This is a genomic window from Aequorivita sinensis (genome assembly GCF_006346335.1).
GTDB lineage: Bacteria > Bacteroidota > Bacteroidia > Flavobacteriales > Flavobacteriaceae > Aequorivita > Aequorivita sinensis.
Map to the genome: position 1 here is coordinate 90,350 of NZ_VDMC01000008.1, position 19,510 is coordinate 109,859.

Below are 19,510 nucleotides of genomic sequence, written 5' to 3' on the forward strand. Positions count from 1 at the left end.
TATTTTGAACATGGCAAATAAGGCGGATGCCCTATACGTTTGATTCAAAAGAAGATATATCTTTATTTATTAAAAATCCTATGGAAATAGATTTTACAATTCTTTTTATTGCCATTCTTACCCTAATTATTTCAGGAATGTTATGGTGGCACTATATTGTTCGCAAAATGGCTATGCAAATACATTCACAAATTAAGGAGAAAATAAATATAGCTATTGAGCTACATAGTAGCCAACTTGATCTTCGGGCAAAAAAATTGGATAATTATAATTTTTTAATTCATAATTTAGAGCAGGCTTTAATTATTCAGCCCGAAATAACTTTAAAAATATGATTAGATTTTTATTTTGCTTCGTTGGTTTAATACTTATTGAAGCTAACTTATTTGCGCAACCAAAAAAAATCGATAGTCTTAACGATTATGCTATCTCAATCTATAAACAATCCCCTCAGGAAGCTGTAAAGATTTTAAATCAAGCATTACGATTAGCCCAAGATGGTAGGTATATTCCTGAAATAGCAAAAACTAAAAATAATCTAGGAATTGTACAGCGAGATTTGGGGGCTTTGGAACTAGCGATGTCATTGTCTAAAGAGGCTTTCGAAGCCAGTCCAGATTCTCTCGTGAGAGCTTCGGCACAAAACAACTTAGGGGTAATAAATAGAAAACTGGGCAATTACGAAGACGCTCTTGAAAACTATATTTATGCCGATAGGATTTACGAAAAGATGGGCTTAGAAAAAGAGCAGGCCACGGTGAATAATAATATAGGGATGGTCTATAGCATGTTACAAATGAATGAAAAAGCCGTAGAGTATCACGAAAAAGCGCTTATATTTTTCAAAAAAATTGCTGACAAAAAAGGTATTTCAGAAGCAAAAAACAATTTAGCGATTATCCATGCATCTGAAGGTCGATTCGAAGAGGCGCTTTTATATTTTAAACAATCTTTTGCGATTGAGAAATCCTTGGATGATAAAAAAGGAATGGCTGAATCGGTCAACAATATTGGGGGTGCCTATTATTACCTTGGAAGGATAGATTCTGCGGTGCATTACTTTAAAAAATCTGCAATGATTGAAAAATCCATCGGTAATTTTTCGGGAGTAAGTGCTAGTTATAACAATATTGTTCAAGTTTTGCTTGACAAAAATGAATTGAACGAGATTGAGGTTTATTTGGATTCGGCCTATCAATTCGCGAGACAAAGTCAAACCGCCGAGGACATTGAGATGTCCCTGCTAAATTATTCAGATTACTATGCAGCTAAAAAAGAAATTGGACCATCCTTTGAATATTATAAAAAATATGTAGCCTTTAAGGATAGTGTTTTAAGTAAATCCAATATGGAGACGTTGCAAGAAATGGAGGTAAAATATGATGCCGAAAAAAAGCAAAATGAAATTCTACAACAACGTGCCCAACTAGCAGAAAAGGAAATGGAGGTACGCCGAAAAAATACTTTTATTTTCGGCAGTCTCGGCCTAGCTTTGGTTCTCGGGCTGCTGGGCTATTTACTCTATAATCAGCAGAAACTTAAAAACCACCAACTTCAAAAGGAAAGTGAGTTAAAAACGGCTTTGGCAAAAATTGAAACCCAGAATAAACTGCAAGAACAGCGTTTGCGTATTTCTCGAGACCTTCACGACAATATTGGAGCACAGCTCACTTTCATCATATCTAGTATTGACAACCTAAAATTCGGCTTTACAGATATTGGTGAAAAACTTGGCAACAAACTTAGCGCTATTAGCGTCTTTACCTCCCAGACCATTTATGAACTCCGCGATACCATTTGGGCGATGAACAAAGAGAGAATAACTTTTGAGGATTTACAAGCGCGAATAGCAAACTTTATTGAGCAAGCAAAAAATGCATCGGAAAATACCGAGTTCTCATTTAACATTGAAGAAAGTGTTGACGAAACACATGTGTTCTCGTCTGTTGAAGGAATGAATATTTACAGAATCATTCAAGAGGCGGTAAACAATTCATTGAAATATGCCCTTGCCGACGAAATCGAGGTAAATATTTCAAAAGAAGGTGAGCAGTACCAAATTGAGATTGCCGATAACGGCAAAGGATTTAATCTCGAGACAATCGATATGGGCAACGGCCTTAATAATATGAAAAAACGCGCCCGGGAGATTGATGGTACACTTGAAGTTCAAACCTCTAAAAATGGAACTTCTATTTTGCTGAGGTTGGCAAAACCATTTACAGAAGGATAAATTAATACGGCAAATGCCCTATTTTACGGTTGTCTTTTTTGAGCTAAATTCATTATCTTTAAACGACTAACCGAAAATATAATGTTGAAACTCGCTATTGTTGACGATAACTCCTTCCTTATTCATGCCATAAAGGAAAAATTATCTTTTTTTGAAGATGTTTCGGTGAAGCACACCTCGTTAAATGGCAGTGAGCTGCTTACAAAACTACAGGAAAACCACAATCTCGATTTAATATTGATGGATATTGAAATGCCTGTTTTAAACGGTATAGAGACCACCCAAATGGTAAAGCAGAAATATCCGCATATCAAAATAATTATGCTAACTGCCTTTGACAATGACGAACATATTTTCAACGCTATAAAAGCAGGTGCCGATGGATATTTGCTGAAAGAAATTAACCCCAAAGATTTATACGAAGGTATTTTTGAAACACTAAATGGAGGTGCAGCTATGACTCCTTCTATAGCTATGAAAACTCTAAAACTACTTCGAAATCCTATCGATATTCAAAACCTAAGAGATAAAGAACAAATCTCCTTGTCCGCTCGTGAGGTTGAGGTTTTAGATCAATTAAGTAAGGGTTTGACTTATACTGTAATTGCAGAGCATCTTTTTTTATCGCCTAGCACTGTGCGAAAACATATTGAAAATATCTACAAAAAACTTCAGGTACACAGTAAGATTGAAGCTGTCCAAAAAGCGAGAAACCACAATATTATTTAATACTTTAGACCTTCCCTATCATTTAATACTTAGAATCGGGCATTTTCTATTTCTGTGGTTTGTTTGTAAAACTTTTCTTAATATAAAATATATTGTAGTTTTAGCTTTTACATTTAAAATTTGATACCGAACACAAACCCCTCATTATGAAAAAACTATTGACGCTTGCCTTTTTAATGTCGGCAACCTTTACAATCTCTGCACAAGAGAAAGATCCTGTAATTGATAACATTTTAAAGGAGGCTTACGAAAACTCACAACTAGAAACTCTTGGTCACGAATTAATGGACGACATTGGTCCGCGATTGGTGGGAACCCCACAAATGCAAAAAGCACACGATTGGGCGGTTGCAAAGTACAAATCTTGGGGAATATCTGCCGAGAATCAACAGTATGGTGAATGGAAAGCTTGGGAGCGAGGTATTACTCATATAGATATGGTTCACCCTAGAGTACAATCTTTAAACGGAACTCAATTAGCTTGGAATCCTGGAACATCAAAAAAAGGTGTTACTGCTGAATGTATTATTCTTCCAGAAGTAAAAGATTCTATATCATTTCAAAAATGGCTTCCTAATGCAAAAGGTAAGTTTGTGATGATTGCAATGAAACAGAGCACAGGAAGACCTGATTACAACTGGGAAGAATGGGCAACTCCAGAGTCTTTTGAAAAAATGAAAAATGAAAGAGAAGCTCAAACTAAGGCTTGGAATGAAAATATTAGTAGAACTGGTTACAACCGAAGAAGTATTATTTCTGCATTAGAAGATGCAGGTGCAGCTGGAATTATAGATAGCTATTGGTCTAAAGGTTTTGGCGCTAACAAAATTTTTTCGGCGCGTACTAAGAAAATACCAACTGTAGATATTCAATTGGAGGATTACACTATGTTATATAGAATGGTTGAGCATGGTGATAAACCTAAAATAAATATAATAGCACAATCTAAAGACTTAGGTGTAGCTCCTGCTTTCAACACTATTGCTGAAATTAAAGGAACTGAAAAGCCCGACGAATATGTAATTCTTTCTGCTCATTTTGATTCGTGGGATGGAGGAACAGGTGCTACAGACAACGGTACTGGAACTCTTGTAATGATGGAAGCAATGCGTATTTTGAAAAAAGTGTACCCAAATCCTAAACGCACAATTCTAGCTGGGCATTGGGGAAGTGAAGAGCAAGGACTAAACGGATCTTCTGCCTTTGTTGCTGATAATCCAGAAATCGTAAAAAATATGCAAGCAGCTTTTAATCAAGATAACGGTACAGGGAGAGCTGTTAAAATTAACGGAGCAGGATTCTTACACTCTTACGATTATATTTCCCGTTGGTTAGCTGCAGTACCAGACACTATTAGCAAGCATATTGAAACAACTTTTCCAGGATGGCCGTCAAGTGGAGGTTCAGACAATGCTAGTTTTGTAGCTGCGGGTGCACCTGCTTTTAATTTGAGCTCTTTAAGCTGGAGTTATTGGAACTATACTTGGCACACCAACTTAGATACCTACGATAAAATTGTTTTTGACGATGTGCAACACAATGCTATTCTAGCTGCAATCATGGCTTATAAAGCTTCGGAAGATCCAGAGTTTACCTCTAGAGAGCAAATAAACCTTCCAATTAATAAACGAACTGGCGAGCAACAAAAGTGGCCTACGCCAAGAACTCCAGAAAGAAAAGGAGGAATGTAAACCTTAAATGCACCAAGTAAAAAATCCCATATTCCAAAGTATTCAATTGGAATTTGGGATTTTTTTATTTTTATAGAATTGAGAACTATAAATGTAATAGGTTTCGACTTTAGTTTATCCTGAGCCAAGTCGAAGAGCTCAACCTGACTTTGTTAAATGTTAAAAGCTTTTTTTACTTTATCGACATATTCCAATTTTTCCCAAGTGAAAAGCTCAACTTCTTTTTCTACTTTTCCGTTGTATGGGCTTTCAAAAGTTTTAGTGATGGTTTGAGGAGTTCTTCCCATATGTCCATAAGCAGCCGTTTCAGAATAAATAGGCTCTCTAAGTTTTAATCTTTTTTCAATTGCAGCTGGGCGCATGTCAAAAATCTTTGCCACTTCTTTAGCAATCTCACCATCAGTAAGATTTACGTTTTTAGAGTTGTAAGTGTTTACTAAAATTGAAGTAGGTTCTACTACACCAATAGCATAACTTACCTGTACCAAAATCTCATCAGCTACACCTGCAGCAACAAGGTTTTTAGCAATATGTCTGGCCGCATAAGCTGCACTTCTATCAACTTTACTTGGGTCTTTTCCGCTAAAAGCACCACCACCGTGAGCACCTTTTCCACCGTAAGTATCAACGATTATTTTTCTTCCTGTTAAGCCTGTATCTCCGTGTGGTCCACCAATCACGAATTTTCCAGTTGGATTAATATGATAAGTAATATCATCGTTAAATAATTTTTGAACGTGCTCAGGGAATTGCTTCTTAACGCGAGGAATAAGAATTTTCTTTACGTCATTTTCAATTTTTTTAAGCATAACCTTGTCGTCCTCATCAAAGTCGTCGTGCTGTGTAGAAACAACAATTGTAACAATTTTTTGTGGAATATTGTCATCGCTGTATTCAATTGTAACCTGGCTTTTTGAATCGGGACGCAAATACTTTATTTCGTCCTCTTCTCTTCTAAGCGCTGCCAATTCATACATTATTTTGTGTGAGATATCCAATGCCAAAGGCATATAATTCTCTGTTTCTTTGGTAGCATAGCCAAACATCATTCCTTGGTCTCCAGCACCTTGTTCCTCTTTATTTTCGCGATCTACACCTTGGTTAATATCTTGAGATTGTTCGTGAATTAATGAAATTACCCCACATGAATCCCCACTAAATTGATACGCGCCTTTAGTGTAACCAATTTTATTAATTACATCACGGGCAATCGTTTGTACATCTAGATAAGTATTGCTTTTTACTTCTCCAGCAAGAACAACCTGACCGGTGGTAACTAAGGTTTCACAAGCAACTTTACTTTCTGGGTCGAAAGCTAAAAAATTATCTAAAAGCGCATCACTAATTTGATCTGCAACTTTGTCTGGATGTCCTTCAGAAACGCTTTCTGATGTAAATAAATAAGCCATAATCTGTATTAAATTTTTAAAAAACATTAAAAACGACCTAGAATAAAATGTTTTAAGACTTGCCTAATGGCTTATGACATACATTTATGTGAATAGCCTAAAGTCCTATATTTTATAGTCTTAAGTCATTTATTTAAAAAAAGATTTGACGGGTCGCGACCTTGGGAAGTTCTCACTGCCTTTAGCATTTTTTAGGGAGGTTGCAATCAGTCAAATCTTTCCTCTTAAATTATCTGCTGCAAAAGTATAGAATTAAAATGAACTGAAGATTTGTTTTAAAAATTTTTGACAAAAAATTAGGTTATTAATTTTTTCCGACCCTATATTTGCACACACAAAGTTCAAACTTTTATTGAAATGTTATCAAGAAAGGCCGAGGGAATAGACCCTATGACGCCTTAGCAACCCTTTCTCCGGAATGAAGGTGCTACATTCTACAACTATCCTGAATTATTAGGATTGATGATAGATAACGATAAGTCAGTTTCTTTTCTGAAGCTGCTTTTCATTTATTCTTTTTAACATTTTTCTATTGTCCCGAATTTATTTCGGGATTGGTTTAATCTATTTATTAACTCAAAAAATTAGAAAAATGAGTACAAAACACAATTTCGCAACAAATTTGTTGCACGCAGGACACGACGTAACCGCAAATGGTGGAACTAGAGCAGTCCCAATTTACCAAACCTCCAGCTACGTTTTTAGAGATACAGACCATGCGGCGAATCTTTTTAATCTCTCCGATGCAGGATATATTTATTCTCGTCTTAACAACCCAACTTGCGATGTATTGGAAAAACGATTAGCAGCTTTGGAAGGCGGTATTGGTGCAGTTACAACAGCTTCTGGTGCAGCTGCTGTATCAACAGCATTGTTGACGCTGCTTCGTGCTGGCGATCATATAGTAGCATCTAGCAGTTTGTATGGCGGAACTTTCAACTTGCTGAATGTTACTTTAACGCGGTTAGGCATTACAACAACTTTTGTAGATGCTTCTAATCCTGAAAATTTTGGAAATGCCGTTAAGGAAAATACGAGAGTTATATTTATCGAATCGATTGGAAATCCCAAATTAGATGTTCTTGATATAGAAGCTATTGCCGCTGAAGCAAAAGAGAATAAAATCCCGTTGATTGTTGATAATACCGTTGCTTCCCCAGCCTTATTGCGACCTATTGAATACGGAGCAAACATTGTAATCCATTCACTTACAAAATACATAAACGGAAACGGGACAACTCTCGGAGGGGTTATAATCGACGCTGGGAATTTTGATTGGACTAATGGTAAATTCCCTGAATTTACTGAGCCATCTGCAGGATACCACGGATTGATTTACGCTGATGTTTTAAAAGAAGCTGCTTTTATTGCCAAGGTTCGCCTGGAAGGTCTTCGCGATTTTGGTGCAGCTTTAAGTCCGTTTAGCGCTTTTCAAATTTTACAAGGATTAGAAACCTTAGAAATCAGAATAAAAAAACACAGTGAAAATGCACTGAATTTTGCGAAATGGTTACAAAATAGAAAGGAAGTAGCTTGGGTAAATTACCCAGGTTTGGAAGATAACAAGTATTATAATTTAGCTCAAAGGTATCTTCCAGAAGGGCAAAGCGGACTTGTAACTTTTGGTGTAGAAGGCGGATATGAAAGTGCTAAAAAAGTAGTTGATAGCGTAAAAGTTTTTTCACTTTTAGCAAATATTGGCGATACAAAATCTTTAATTATACATCCTGCAAGTACCACTCACCAACAACTAAATGAAGTAGACCAAGCCTCATCTGGGGTGTCTCAAGATTTAATTAGACTTTCCGTGGGATTGGAAAATATAGAAGATTTAAAAGCTGATTTAGAACAAGCGTTTCAGGAAGTTTTTAAAGAGCAATTGGTTTAAATAAAAATAATCTTCTTACAGCTAAGATAATGTCTCAAATCACACAGCTAAAAATAAAAGAATACACCACACAAAGCGGTTTGTGCTTAAAGAACCTTCCCTTAACCTATGAGGTTTTTGGGAGGGAATTAGGCTCAGCTCCAATTGTTTTGGTAACTCACGCGCTAACAGGAAACAGTAATGTATGTGGTGAAAACGGTTGGTGGAAAGCTTTAATTGGTCCTGAAAAATGTATAAATACTAATAAATACACCATTCTTTCATTCAATATTCCAGGGAATGGATACGACGGTTATCTCATTAAAAATTATGAAGTCATCACAAACTACGATGTTGCTAATTGGTTTATAAACGGATTAGAACAACTTAAAATTTCATCAGTATTTGCTGGAATCGGAGGTTCATTAGGAGGAAGTATTTTATGGCAAATGGCAGTTTTAAAACCTGCATTATTTCAGAAGTTAATCCCTATTGCTACCGATTGGAAAGCTACCGATTGGGTAATTGCACAATGCAGAGTGCAAAAGCAACTATTAAATAATTCAGAAAATCCTGTTCACGATGCACGCATTCACGCGATGACATTTTACAGAACTCCACAGTCTCTTAAACAAAAATTTAATAGAAGTTTAAATGAAATTGCTCCATTGTATAATGTAGAAAGTTGGTTGCTTCATCACGGTAATACGTTGCAAAACCGCTTTCATTTACAAGCCTATAAGTTGATGAATCATTTATTGATGACTGGCGGTTTACAATCTGAAGATGAGTTTTTACAATTAGCTTCAACAATTGAAGGAGGTATTCATTTGGTTGGAATAGATAGCGACGGATTTTATTTAAATGAAGAAATAAAACAGACGTATTCTTTATTAAAAACTAAAAAAAGTAAAGTGCATTTTTCTGAAATAAATTCTATTCACGGACACGATGCTTTTTTAATAGAATACGAACAATTGGCGGAAATTCTGAACCCCATCTTTAATTCAGAAGACTTGCTGTAAAACAGGCAAGAAATTAATAAAACAAAAAATTATGAGCATTCAAATATTAGATAACGAGGTGTCGAACCTTATAGATTTAAATAATATAAAAAAGAAGAAAATAAATATTGCCATTTTCGGACATGGCAATGTTGGTCGCCATTTAATAGACCAAATCATATCCTCTAAGGAAGAAATATCTAGAAGGCGCGATTTAGATTTGAATATTTTCGCAGTTGCAAATTCAAAAACAGTTTTGATTAAGCAAAAGGGTTTAAATGAAAACTGGTTGGAAGAAAAACAGGAATTTGGACAAAAATTTTGCGTAGAGGATGTTACTTCCTTTGCAAAAAACCACAATCTTCAAAATCTGATTTTAGTTGATAACACGGCTGATGCTGAATTTGTGCATAATTATGAAACCTTTGTTGTAAATGGTTTTCACTTGGTATCTTCAAATAAGATTGCCAATACTTTAAACTTGAAGTTTTACCAAAATCTTCGAAAAAAGTTAACTGCAAAAAAGCGTCATTATTTATATGAAACAAATGTTGGAGCTGGACTTCCATTGATAGATACCATCAAACTATTACATCTTTCAGGAGAAAATATCACTCGTATTCGAGGTGTGTTTTCTGGTTCCTTAAGTTATATATTCAACACGTTTTCAGAGTCTGATAGAACTTTTAGTTCAGTTTTAAGATCGGCAATTGATAAAGGATATACTGAGCCTGACCCGAGGGAAGACCTTTGTGGTAATGACGTTGGAAGGAAATTGCTTATCTTGGCGCGTGAATTGGATTTGCACAATGAATTGAAAGATATTACAATTCAGAATTTAATTCCTAAGGATTTACGGAACGTTTCAAAAGAAGAGTTTTTGGGAAGATTGAAAGAGTTGGATGTTCCGTTTCAAATTAAAAAGAAAAACCAGTCCAAGGACTTTGTTTTTCGATATGTAGCAGATTTGCACGGCGATTTGTCTAAGGAAACGGGAGCTCTTTTAAATGTAAGTTTAGTAAGTGTTTCTAAAAATAGCATGTTAGGTGCTTTAAAAGGAAGCGATTCAATTTTTGAAATATACACAGAGAGTTACGGTGATAATCCAATTGTAATTCAAGGCGCCGGAGCTGGTGCAGCTGTTACTGCTCGTGGTGTTTTTGGAGATATTTTGAGAATAAGTGATAAAGATTAAAAAAAGATTTAAGACGGCTGCGTTGTAAGAAGCTAGACCTAAAACTAAAAACACAAAAATGGTACTAGGCGTTTTTTCTTACCGTTTTAAGCATTAGTAATAAAAGAAAACTTATAATTATGAAAGTAAATTTAGAGCGTAAAAACGATAAGTTTTTATTTGAAGCAAAAGGAAATTCTGGAGTTCCGGTTTATATAGACAACAAAACAGATGAGGCTTCCAAAGGAGCTAGTCCTATGGAACTTTTATTAATGGGTGTTGGAGGATGTAGTGCCATTGATGTTATTTCAATATTAAAAAAACAAAGACAAGAAATTACTTCTTATAAAATGGAAGTAGAAGGTCAACGCGAAGAAGTTCGTGAGGCAAAACCATTTAAAGCTATTCACGTAACACTTTATTTGGAAGGTGATATTGATGAAGCTAAAGCAGTTCGCGCAGCAAAATTAAGCTTCGAGAAATATTGTTCAGTTTCAATAACTATGGAGGCTTCGGTAAAAGTGACTTATAGCATTGAGTTAAATGGAAAGAATTTAAATATTCTAGAGGGTTAAGCTAAACTTGTATTAGGTTATATCTAATTTCCATTTAAATGATTCCATCTCAGCGTGAAGTAGAAGAGGCTTATGAACGTGTGAAGCCATACGTTCACAATACACCTGTGTTAAAATCTTCTTTTTTAAATGAATTTTCAGGTGCTGAAATATATTTCAAATGTGAAAATTTTCAGCGAATGGGTGCATTTAAAATGCGTGGTGCCGTAAACGCTATCCTTCAGCTTTCTGAAGCTCAGAGAAGGGCAGGAGTTGTAACGCATTCATCAGGAAATTTTGCACAAGCTTTGTCCTTAGCTGCAAAAAACTTGGGAGTTAAAGCATATATTGTAATGCCTAAAAACGCACCCCAAGTGAAAAAGGAGGCCGTTAAAGGTTATGGCGGAATCATCACAGAATCTGAATCAACACCAATGGCCAGAGAGCAGGAAGCGGAGAGGATTCAAAATGAAACTGCGGCAACTTTTATCCATCCTTCAAACGATAAAAATGTAATCCTCGGGAATGCGACATCAGCTTTAGAATTGTTAAAAACGCATCCGAATTTAGATTATCTGTTTGCGCCAGTTGGGGGCGGAGGATTAATTGCAGGTGCTTCTGTTGCAGTAAAATATTTCGGAAAGAATTGTAAAACAATTGGTGGAGAACCTTTTGAAGTAGATGATGCTTTCCGAAGTCTTCAAACAGGAAAAATAGAGTCCAACAAAACCACAAACACCATCGCCGACGGACTTAAAACATCTCTTGGGGATGTTAATTTTCGTATTATTAAAAATTTGGTTTCAGAAATAATCAGAGTTGAAGAAACCGAAATAAATTCAGCAATGAAACTCATTTGGGAGCGTTTAAAAATTGTTGTAGAACCTTCTAGTGCTGTGGCTTTAGCTGCTCTGCTTCGCGAGAGACAAAGATTTCAGAATAAGAAAATTGGAATTATTATTTCAGGGGGAAATGTGGATTTAAAAAATTTACCATTCTAAATTTTATTTCAAATTAATATTCTGTAAAAGCTTAGGGGTGAACGGTAAAGGTAGAAGCGAGAAAAAGAAAAGAAATGCTCTAATTCAATGTTTATAGTTTAGTTTATCTTTATCGCCGATAAAAAAAATATGAAGCATTTTCTTTTAAAATTTACTGTTCTTTTAATTAGTCTTCCATTTTTTTCTCAAGAAAAAGAGTTGAAGCCTGTTTCCTTAGAAGCGGATTTTTTCTACGGAACTATTTTAGAACACAATTCCGATATTCAGCATGTAATTACGGGTCATCCCACGGGTTTTATACTTTCTTTTAATCGAAAAACTTATGGTTTTAATGAATGGGAGCGTAGATATAACTATCCAGACTGGGGGTTTACGTTAGCGCATCAAAATCTTCACAACGAATTTTTAGGCAAAGCTGTAGGTGTTTACGGCCATTTTAATTGGTATTTTTTAAACAGACATTTAATGTTACGTGTAGGACAAGGAGTTGCTTATGCCTCAGATCCTTTTAACCCCGATACAAACTATAACAACAGTGCCTACGGAAGCCATTTGCTAAGTTCAACTTTTTTGAAAGGAAATTTTGTGCGTGAAAATATTTGGAAAGGTCTAGGTTTCCACGCAGGTTTCACACTCATTCACTACAGTAATGCAAATTTAAAAGCACCTAATAATAGTACCAACACCTTTGCATTAAACGCAGGTTTGAGCTATCAATTAGATTACAAAGAATTTCCCAAGTATATTAAAAAAGAAGATTCCCTTAGTAGAACTTATGCCGAAAAATTCAAATATAACCTTGCTTTTAGAACTGGTATAAACGAAAGTGATGTAATAGGTTTAGGTCAGGAGCCTTTCTATGTAATTTCAGCATTCGTAGATAAAAGGATTAATTATAAAAGCACCTTTACAGCAGGTGTTGATATTTACTTTTCAATGTTTTTAAAAGAATTGATTAAATATCGTTCAATAGCCTATCCTGAAGACGGCCTGTCTGGGGATGAAGATTATAAGCGTGTTGGGGCTTTTATTGGTCACGAATGGCGTTTTAATAAAGTTGCTTTTGTAAGTCAGTTAGGGTATTATGTTTACTGGCCTTATGAGTTTGAAAATAGGGTTTATAATCGATTAGGATTAAAACGATATTTCTTTGACGATAAGGTGTTTGCGGCAATAACATTGCACGCACATTGGGCAAAGGCCGAAGCTGTTGAATTTGGAATTGGGTATAGGCTTTAAGTACGAAAAAAATGAAGAAAATAGCATATCTATTAATAGTGTTACTAACGGTTAGTTGCAATTCAGATTCTGGTTGGGACTGTATGCAAACCGCTGGAGATATAATACAAACTGAAGTTGGTGTTCCCGAGTTTACCAAAGTTCTAGTTGCTCAGCGAGCAAAACTTATCGTACAGCAAGGGGAAGAGCAAAAAGTTGTGGTGGAAACAGGTGAAAACTTGTTAAGCGATGTTGAGGTTTCAGTTGTGGATGGTGTGCTCAAAATTTATAATCACAATTCCTGTAATCTAGTTCGAGATTACGGCCTGACAAAAATATTTGTAACCTCTCCAAATCTTACTGAAATTCGCAGTAGTACGGGGTATTTAACTGAGAGCATTGGTGTTTTGAGATATCCCAAATTGAGTTTGCTTTCGGAAGATTTTGGGATGGAAGATGAGTATCATACGAATGGCGATTTTAAAATTAATCTAGAGGTAGAAAACCTAACAGTTTCGGCAAATGGGCTTTCTAAGTTTTACTTAAGTGGAAAAGCTACAAATGCTAGTTTTGGATTATATGCTAGTGATTGTAGAATTTATTCAGAAGACTTAGTAGTTCAAAATTTAAATGTATATCACCGAAGTACGGGACCGATGGTGGTAAACCCTCAACAATCAATTAAAGGAAAAATTGTCGGTTTAGGCGATATTATATCTAAAAATAAACCTCCTGTAGTGGAAGTTGAAGAGTTATATCGTGGTAGACTTATTTTTGAGTAGTAAGTTCGGTAAACAGCTTTTCTAAGGTTGTGTTTTTCTGATGCAGTTGAAGGATTTTTAAGCCATTGTCGTGCGCAAAATCAAAAACTTTTCCTCGCATATCTTGTTCGGTATTGAAGTATAGCTGATATACAAAACCTATAGAGTTCTCAACCTTATCAATTTTGGGAAGTTGTTGTAAGGCAACATCTTCAACACGATAGTCGAATTCTACTTCAATAATTTGTTGCTTGTTCTTTTTAAGGTCGGCGAGTTTCTTGTCTAAAACAATTTCTCCTTTATTTATAATAATCACACGGTCGCAAATAGCTTCCACTTCCTGCATAATATGGGTAGAAAGCAGCACTGTTTTATGTTCTCCAACGTTTTTAATTAGCTGACGTATTTCAATCAACTGGTTAGGGTCTAAACCGGTTGTAGGTTCGTCAAGTATTAAAACATCTGGATCGTGAAGCAGTGCATTTGCTAATCCAACACGTTGTCTGTATCCTTTTGAAAGTTGTCCAATTTTTTTATTTGCTTCAGGGGTAAGCCCGGTTTTTTCAATAACACTTTCAACTTGAGATTTTGGAATATTATATATACCTGCATTAAAAAGAAGGTATTCCCTAACGTACATATCTAAATAAAGAGGGTTGTGCTCAGGCAAGTATCCTACACTCTTTTTAACCGAAATATCGTCTTTAGATACTTCAAAATCATTTACAATTGCAACACCTTCCGAAGCAGGAAGATAGGTGGTTAAAATCTTCATCATTGTAGATTTTCCAGCACCATTAGGGCCAAGAAAACCAACAATTTCACCTTTTTCTACTGAAAATGTAACATTGTTCAGCGCTTTTTGTTCGCCGTAGGTTTTGGTTATATTTTCTACTTTAATAGACATATTGAAATAAGTTGAGCAAAGTTACACAATGAACGCATTTAAACTTTTTAGATTGTAGAAATTTTCAAAGAGTTTAATAAAATGGCAAATTAAGACTTTTTAACAATACATAAATGTTTATCTTAGCACAATATTATTACAAGATGAATACGATTTTTAACTTCAATAACCTTTGGCAATTCTATTTTATAAAATAGGAGCGGGATGGTTGTGTAGTTAATTGTATTATAAAACATTTAAAGTCCCGGAAAATTTCTGGGACTTTTTTTGTTTAAAAGAAATAATAACAGTTTAATATCAAGATAACTAATATTATAGGTGGCTAATTATCTTTAAAACATTGTAATGTGTTTACTTTGCAAATGTTTTGTTTGGAGGTACAAAAACCCTATTAGAATTTAAAGTTTAGTATATGGAAAACACTAAATCATTGCGCAATTGGTTGAGCGCTATGGAGCTCTCTCATCCTTTGGTGATTGCAGGACCTTGTAGTGCAGAAACAGAAGAACAAGTTTTGAAAATAGCGCATCAGTTAAAACAAACTGACGCCACGGTATTACGTGCAGGAATTTGGAAGCCTCGTACAAGACCTGGAAACTTTGAAGGCGTTGGCGCTTTAGGATTAAAGTGGCTTCAAAAGGCAAAACAAGAAACAGGTTTAATAACTGCTACCGAGGTAGCAAATGCCAATCACGTAGATCTAGCGTTAAAACACGATGTAGATATACTTTGGGTAGGAGCAAGAACAACTGTTTCACCTTTTATTGTTCAGGAAATTGCTGATGCTTTAAAAGGAACCGATAAAATTGTTTTGGTAAAGAATCCCGTTAACCCAGACTTAGCCTTATGGTTAGGCGCTGTTGAGCGATTTTACGCATCAGACGTAAAGAAACTTGGGGTAATTCATCGTGGATTTTCAACTTATGAGAAAACTCGCTATAGAAACAATCCCGAATGGCAAATCCCTATTGACCTTCAAAATAAATTTCCAGATTTACCCTTAATATTAGATCCTTCGCATATTGCAGGACGAAGGGATATCATTTTTGAACTTTGCCAAACAGCTTTAGATTTAAACTACGATGGCTTAATGGTTGAAACGCATTACGACCCTGATAATGCTTGGAGTGATGCTGCACAACAGATTACGCCAGCAACCTTAGATAAGATGACGGTCGATCTTAGAATTCGAAAACAAGAAGGTGATGCCGTTGAGTTTAACAACAAGCTAGCAACACTACGTACACAAATAGATGTAATAGACCGTCAATTAATCGATTCTCTAGGGAATCGTATGAGAATTGCCGATAAAATTGGCTTGTTGAAAAAGAAAAACAATGTAGCCATTCTGCAAACAAAGCGATGGAATGAGATTTTAGGAAAAATGATTTTAGAAGGAGAAGAAAACAACCTTAGTGAAGAATTTATTTTAAAAATATATAAAGCTATTCATCAAGAATCTATTAACCATCAGAAAAAGGTGATTAATGAATAGAGTCGTAAAAATTATTGAGTATTTTCGTAAATCTTGAATACTAAACATTGAATCAATGAATTATAATGAAAGGCATAGTTTATAAATCTACCGGAAGTTGGTATTCTGTTAAGGCAGAAGATGGTACTTTTTACGATTGTCGTATTAAAGGGAAATTTCGCATTGGCGGGATAAAAAGCACAAACCCTGTAGCGGTAGGCGATCACGTATTGTTTGATGTGGATAACAAAGGAGATGAAACGGTAGGTGTGATAAAGCATATTGAAGAGCGTGAAAACTATATCATTCGTAAATCGGTTAACCTTTCAAAGCAAACACACATTATTGCATCAAATATCGATGTTGCGTTTTTACTAATAACCCTTAACAACCCACCAACGTTTACCACTTTTATAGATCGATTTTTAGTTACGGCAGAAGCTTATCATATTAACGCTGTACTTCTTTTTAATAAAGTTGATACGTACAACGAAGACGAATTGCTTGAAATAAAATACCTAGCAGCAGTATATCGAAATATTGGTTACGAATGTATTGGTATTTCAGCCACTACAGGCAAGAATATCGATAAGGTAAAAGCCATAATGAAAGACAAGGTAACAATGTTTTCAGGGCATAGTGGTGTTGGGAAGTCTACTTTGGTAAATGCAATTGAGCCTGGATTAGATTTAAAAACTTCAAAAATTTCTGAACAGCACTTACAAGGACAACATACTACAACTTTTGCTGAAATGTTCGACCTTTCTTTTGGCGGGCAGATTATTGATACTCCCGGCATTAAAGGCTTTGGTGTGGTAGAAATTGATAAAGAAGAATTAGGAGACTACTTTCCCGAGTTTTTTGAATTAAAAGAGCATTGCAAGTTTAACAACTGTCTTCACTTAGAAGAACCCCATTGTGCTGTAAAAGAGGCATTAGAAACAGAGGAAATAGCCTGGTCTCGATATAAAAGTTATCTGCAAATTTTAGAAGGCGAAGAAGAACACTTCCGAAAAGATATTTATAACAACGAAAAGTAAATATTCAATTACAAAAAGTATTAAATCATAATGCGTGCATTAATTCAAAGGGTTAAAAAAGCATCAGTTACCATTGAAGGAAAAATTTATTCTGAAATCAATCAAGGTTTGCTTATTTTAATAGGAATAGAAGCTGAGGATACTCAAGAAGACATAGATTGGTTGGCTGGTAAAATAGCTAAAATGAGGATTTTTTCGGATGAAAACGACGCTATGAATCTCTCTGTGCAAGATGTTGAAGGTGAGTGTTTAGTAGTAAGCCAATTTACACTTCACGCAAGTACAAAAAAAGGAAACCGCCCATCGTTTATAAAAGCAGCTAGGCCCGAAATTGCAATTCCCCTGTATGAAGAATTTATTCTGCAGTTAGAAAATATCACTAATAAGAGTGTTAAAACTGGAAGTTTCGGCGCGATGATGGATATTTGTTTAATAAACGACGGGCCTGTTACAATTTGGATTGATTCAAAAAACAGAGAATAATTCCTTTAACCTTTTTTTAACTTTTATAAGTTTCATATATTGGTCCGCTGTAAAGCCGATTATGAAAAAAATTACCTGCCTTGTATTACTTCTTTGCACAGCTATAACATTCGCCCAAAACGATTTTTCAATAGCCTCTATTAATAAGGAATTGTTGGAATATTCTAATAGTGTGTTAATAGACGAGAGTGTTGCCTTAGATGTTACTAATATTAATACAGTTAAAACAACGAAGCGCCGTGTTATTGCCGTTTTAAATAAAATGGGCAATGGCGATACCAACCTTTATGAATACTACGACGACAATTCTAAGGTAAAAAACATTAGAGTTTGGATATACAACGCTTTTGGGAAAGAAATTGCCAGTTTTAAAAAGAAAGATTTTAACGATGTAAGTCGAACTGGGATAAGTATTTATAGTGACGACCGTGTGCTTTATTTAAATTACACGCCTACTACCTACCCTTATATAGTAGTTTATGAAAGTGAAGCCGAAAGTGGCGACTCTGCTTTTATACAGCCTTGGCAACCCTTAGGTGGATATGCTGAAAGCACTCAAAAGAGTGTGTTTACGATTAAATACAATCCATTAAATAAGCCAAACTACAGCGCAAGAAATATTGAAGATTTTGATATTTCAATTTCAGATACCGACAACGAACTTACTTTTACAGCTGTGAACTTGAAGGCAGTTCGCCTGGAAGAACACAGCCCATCGAGTAGAAGCATATTGCCTCACGTTATGGTTGCGTTGCAAAATTTTAAATTAAAAGGTACAGCCGGAACAAGTGAGAACTGGCAAAAATTTGGTAGTTGGTTGGATAATAAGCTCCTTGCCGATGTAAGTGATCTTCCCGAAGGAACAAAAGCAAAGGTTAGAAGTTTAGTAGCAAACGAAACTACAAACGAAGGAAAAGCAAGAAAAATATACCAATTTGTACAAGATAAAGTTCGTTATGTAAGCATTCAAATAGGTATTGGTGGATGGAAACCTATGCCTGCTTCGGATGTAGATAAGTTAAGTTATGGCGATTGTAAAGCGCTGACGATGTATACAAAATCTCTTCTTGAAGTGGTAGGTGTGCCTTCATATTATACCTTAGTAAATGCAGGGGAGAACATAATGGAGATTGAAGAAAACTTTGCCACGCCTTGGTTTAATCACGCTATACTCGCCATTCCTAAAGATGATGGTTATACTTGGTTAGAATGCACAAGTCAAGATACACCTTATGGTTATTTAGGAGATTTTACAGATAATCGAGATGTATTAATAATGACTCCTGAAGGAGGAAAAGTTACTCGTACCAAAACGTATACAACTCAAGAAAACTTACAGACCAACTTCACTAATCTTACAGTAGATGCTCAAGGGAATGTTACTGCGCATTTTAAAGGTGTTTCTGAAGGGATGCAATACGACAGCAAGTATCTTCTTCCAAAACAAAAACAAGAAGATATAGATAGATTTTACAAAAAGAGATGGAGTTATGTAAATGGGTTTACTGTAGATGACATTAAATTTAAAAATGATAGAGAAGAAGTGATTTTTACTGAAAATATTGAAGTTTCAGTTCCAAATTATGCCAACCCAGTTGGAGAAGATTTTCTCTTTTGTCCAAATATTTTCAATCAAAATAAATACATACCTCCACGAATTGATGATAGGAAACAAAACCTATTTATCCGTCACGGATTTGTTGATGTGGATACTGTTGAAGTAGCTCTTCCAGAAAATTTCAGCATTGACGGCCTGCCAGAAGATTTGGCTTTGGAAACCAAATTTGGGAAATACGAAGTTAGCTTCAATGAAACCGATGAAAATAAATTAATATACAGTCGAAAGCTTCGTATTGAAGAAGGAGAGTATCCTCCAAATGAATATGAAGAATATCGTGATTTTTTAAGATCTATTGCGAGGCTTGATAAAACCAAAATTCTTTTAAAACAAAACGTTCAATAACT

At 35.3% G+C, this 19,510-nt stretch carries 16 protein-coding genes, 1 pseudogene and 1 riboswitch; of the genes and pseudogenes, 15 read left to right on the forward strand and 2 right to left on the reverse strand.

Annotation, left to right across the window (positions count from 1 at the left end):
• Positions 1 to 26: 26 nt before the first annotated feature.
• The 4 genes from FHP04_RS09950 to FHP04_RS09965 all read left to right on the forward strand — a co-directional run bounded on the left by FHP04_RS09950 (position 27) and on the right by FHP04_RS09965 (position 4,653).
• Positions 27 to 335, forward strand: a complete 309-nt coding sequence (locus FHP04_RS09950) for a hypothetical protein (protein WP_139855954.1) — start codon at positions 27 to 29, stop codon at positions 333 to 335.
• Positions 332 to 2,233: a tetratricopeptide repeat-containing sensor histidine kinase gene (locus FHP04_RS09955; RefSeq protein WP_139855955.1), complete on the forward strand. Its 1,902-nt coding sequence runs from the start codon at positions 332 to 334 to the stop codon at positions 2,231 to 2,233. Before FHP04_RS09950 ends, FHP04_RS09955 begins: the two co-directional genes overlap by 4 nt.
• 81 nt (positions 2,234 to 2,314) lie before the next feature.
• On the forward strand, positions 2,315 to 2,962 hold the full coding sequence (locus FHP04_RS09960; protein ID WP_139855956.1) for a response regulator: 648 nt from the start codon (positions 2,315 to 2,317) through the stop codon (positions 2,960 to 2,962).
• A 146-nt stretch (positions 2,963 to 3,108) separates the two neighbouring features.
• Entirely contained in the window at positions 3,109 to 4,653 is a 1,545-nt protein-coding gene (locus tag FHP04_RS09965; protein WP_139855957.1) for a M20/M25/M40 family metallo-hydrolase, read from the forward strand.
• A 152-nt stretch (positions 4,654 to 4,805) separates the two neighbouring features.
• On the opposite strand, the gene metK is transcribed toward FHP04_RS09965, so the two are convergent.
• Positions 4,806 to 6,062: a methionine adenosyltransferase gene (gene metK / locus FHP04_RS09970; protein WP_139855958.1), complete on the reverse strand. Its 1,257-nt coding sequence runs from the start codon at positions 6,060 to 6,062 to the stop codon at positions 4,806 to 4,808.
• 357 nt (positions 6,063 to 6,419) lie between these two features.
• Positions 6,420 to 6,538, forward strand: a riboswitch (SAM riboswitch).
• A gap of 116 nt (positions 6,539 to 6,654) precedes the next feature.
• Between metK and FHP04_RS09975 the strand changes: the two genes are divergently transcribed.
• The 7 genes and pseudogenes from FHP04_RS09975 (at position 6,655) to FHP04_RS10005 (ending at position 13,662) form a co-directional block, all read left to right on the forward strand.
• A complete protein-coding gene (locus FHP04_RS09975; protein ID WP_139855959.1) occupies positions 6,655 to 7,950 on the forward strand; it encodes an O-acetylhomoserine aminocarboxypropyltransferase/cysteine synthase family protein in 1,296 nt (431 codons plus the stop codon).
• A 29-nt stretch (positions 7,951 to 7,979) separates the two neighbouring features.
• Positions 7,980 to 8,954, forward strand: coding sequence for an alpha/beta fold hydrolase (locus tag FHP04_RS09980; RefSeq protein ID WP_139855960.1), 975 nt, complete (start codon positions 7,980 to 7,982; stop codon positions 8,952 to 8,954).
• A 94-nt stretch (positions 8,955 to 9,048) separates the two neighbouring features.
• A pseudogene (locus FHP04_RS09985) lies at positions 9,049 to 10,128 on the forward strand (aspartate kinase); the annotation flags it as partial.
• A 119-nt stretch (positions 10,129 to 10,247) separates the two neighbouring features.
• Entirely contained in the window at positions 10,248 to 10,682 is a 435-nt protein-coding gene (locus FHP04_RS09990; protein WP_139855962.1) for an OsmC family protein, read from the forward strand.
• Between the two features lie 38 nt (positions 10,683 to 10,720).
• Entirely contained in the window at positions 10,721 to 11,662 is a 942-nt protein-coding gene (locus tag FHP04_RS09995; RefSeq protein WP_139855963.1) for a pyridoxal-phosphate dependent enzyme, read from the forward strand.
• Positions 11,663 to 11,791: 129 nt separating this feature from the next.
• Positions 11,792 to 12,901, forward strand: coding sequence for an acyloxyacyl hydrolase (locus tag FHP04_RS10000; protein WP_139855964.1), 1,110 nt, complete (start codon positions 11,792 to 11,794; stop codon positions 12,899 to 12,901).
• An 11-nt stretch (positions 12,902 to 12,912) separates the two neighbouring features.
• Complete coding sequence (locus FHP04_RS10005; RefSeq protein ID WP_139855965.1) at positions 12,913 to 13,662, forward strand: head GIN domain-containing protein; 750 nt, start codon at positions 12,913 to 12,915, stop codon at positions 13,660 to 13,662.
• Here the strand turns inward: FHP04_RS10005 and gldA are convergent.
• The gene (gldA, locus tag FHP04_RS10010) at positions 13,649 to 14,548 is read right to left on the reverse strand and encodes a gliding motility-associated ABC transporter ATP-binding subunit GldA (protein ID WP_139855966.1); all 900 of its coding nucleotides are present in this window, start codon (positions 14,546 to 14,548) and stop codon (positions 13,649 to 13,651) included. The genes FHP04_RS10005 and gldA overlap by 14 nt on opposite strands.
• Before the next feature lie 412 nt (positions 14,549 to 14,960).
• Between gldA and FHP04_RS10015 the strand changes: the two genes are divergently transcribed.
• The 4 genes from FHP04_RS10015 to FHP04_RS10030 all read left to right on the forward strand — a co-directional run bounded on the left by FHP04_RS10015 (position 14,961) and on the right by FHP04_RS10030 (position 19,508).
• Positions 14,961 to 16,043 (forward strand): bifunctional 3-deoxy-7-phosphoheptulonate synthase/chorismate mutase type II, encoded by a 1,083-nt coding sequence (locus tag FHP04_RS10015; protein WP_139855967.1) that lies wholly within the window; start codon positions 14,961 to 14,963, stop codon positions 16,041 to 16,043.
• Between the two features lie 65 nt (positions 16,044 to 16,108).
• Positions 16,109 to 17,062, forward strand: a complete 954-nt coding sequence (rsgA, locus tag FHP04_RS10020) for a ribosome small subunit-dependent GTPase A (RefSeq protein WP_139855968.1) — start codon at positions 16,109 to 16,111, stop codon at positions 17,060 to 17,062.
• A gap of 30 nt (positions 17,063 to 17,092) precedes the next feature.
• The gene (dtd, locus tag FHP04_RS10025) at positions 17,093 to 17,545 is read left to right on the forward strand and encodes a D-aminoacyl-tRNA deacylase (RefSeq protein WP_139855969.1); all 453 of its coding nucleotides are present in this window, start codon (positions 17,093 to 17,095) and stop codon (positions 17,543 to 17,545) included.
• Positions 17,546 to 17,606: 61 nt separating this feature from the next.
• Positions 17,607 to 19,508, forward strand: a complete 1,902-nt coding sequence (locus tag FHP04_RS10030; RefSeq protein ID WP_139855970.1) for a DUF3857 domain-containing protein — start codon at positions 17,607 to 17,609, stop codon at positions 19,506 to 19,508.
• Positions 19,509 to 19,510: the final 2 nt, after the last annotated feature.

What these genes read in the sequence shown, in the direction of transcription:
- dtd (WP_139855969.1), top strand. Translation starts at nt 17,093, where the DNA reads ATGCGTGCATTAATTCAAAGGGTTAAAAAAGCATCAGTTACCATTGAA.
- rsgA (WP_139855968.1), top strand. Translation starts at nt 16,109, where the DNA reads ATGAAAGGCATAGTTTATAAATCTACCGGAAGTTGGTATTCTGTTAAG.
- FHP04_RS10000 (WP_139855964.1), top strand. Translation starts at nt 11,792, where the DNA reads ATGAAGCATTTTCTTTTAAAATTTACTGTTCTTTTAATTAGTCTTCCA.
- FHP04_RS09965 (WP_139855957.1), top strand. Translation starts at nt 3,109, where the DNA reads ATGAAAAAACTATTGACGCTTGCCTTTTTAATGTCGGCAACCTTTACA.
- FHP04_RS10030 (WP_139855970.1), top strand. Translation starts at nt 17,607, where the DNA reads ATGAAAAAAATTACCTGCCTTGTATTACTTCTTTGCACAGCTATAACA.
- FHP04_RS09950 (WP_139855954.1), top strand. Translation starts at nt 27, where the DNA reads ATGCCCTATACGTTTGATTCAAAAGAAGATATATCTTTATTTATTAAA.
- gldA (WP_139855966.1), bottom strand. Translation starts at nt 14,548, where the DNA reads ATGTCTATTAAAGTAGAAAATATAACCAAAACCTACGGCGAACAAAAA.
- metK (WP_139855958.1), bottom strand. Translation starts at nt 6,062, where the DNA reads ATGGCTTATTTATTTACATCAGAAAGCGTTTCTGAAGGACATCCAGAC.
- FHP04_RS09980 (WP_139855960.1), top strand. Translation starts at nt 7,980, where the DNA reads ATGTCTCAAATCACACAGCTAAAAATAAAAGAATACACCACACAAAGC.
- FHP04_RS10015 (WP_139855967.1), top strand. Translation starts at nt 14,961, where the DNA reads ATGGAAAACACTAAATCATTGCGCAATTGGTTGAGCGCTATGGAGCTC.
- FHP04_RS09975 (WP_139855959.1), top strand. Translation starts at nt 6,655, where the DNA reads ATGAGTACAAAACACAATTTCGCAACAAATTTGTTGCACGCAGGACAC.
- FHP04_RS09960 (WP_139855956.1), top strand. Translation starts at nt 2,315, where the DNA reads ATGTTGAAACTCGCTATTGTTGACGATAACTCCTTCCTTATTCATGCC.
- FHP04_RS09955 (WP_139855955.1), top strand. Translation starts at nt 332, where the DNA reads ATGATTAGATTTTTATTTTGCTTCGTTGGTTTAATACTTATTGAAGCT.
- FHP04_RS09995 (WP_139855963.1), top strand. Translation starts at nt 10,721, where the DNA reads ATGATTCCATCTCAGCGTGAAGTAGAAGAGGCTTATGAACGTGTGAAG.
- FHP04_RS09990 (WP_139855962.1), top strand. Translation starts at nt 10,248, where the DNA reads ATGAAAGTAAATTTAGAGCGTAAAAACGATAAGTTTTTATTTGAAGCA.
- FHP04_RS10005 (WP_139855965.1), top strand. Translation starts at nt 12,913, where the DNA reads ATGAAGAAAATAGCATATCTATTAATAGTGTTACTAACGGTTAGTTGC.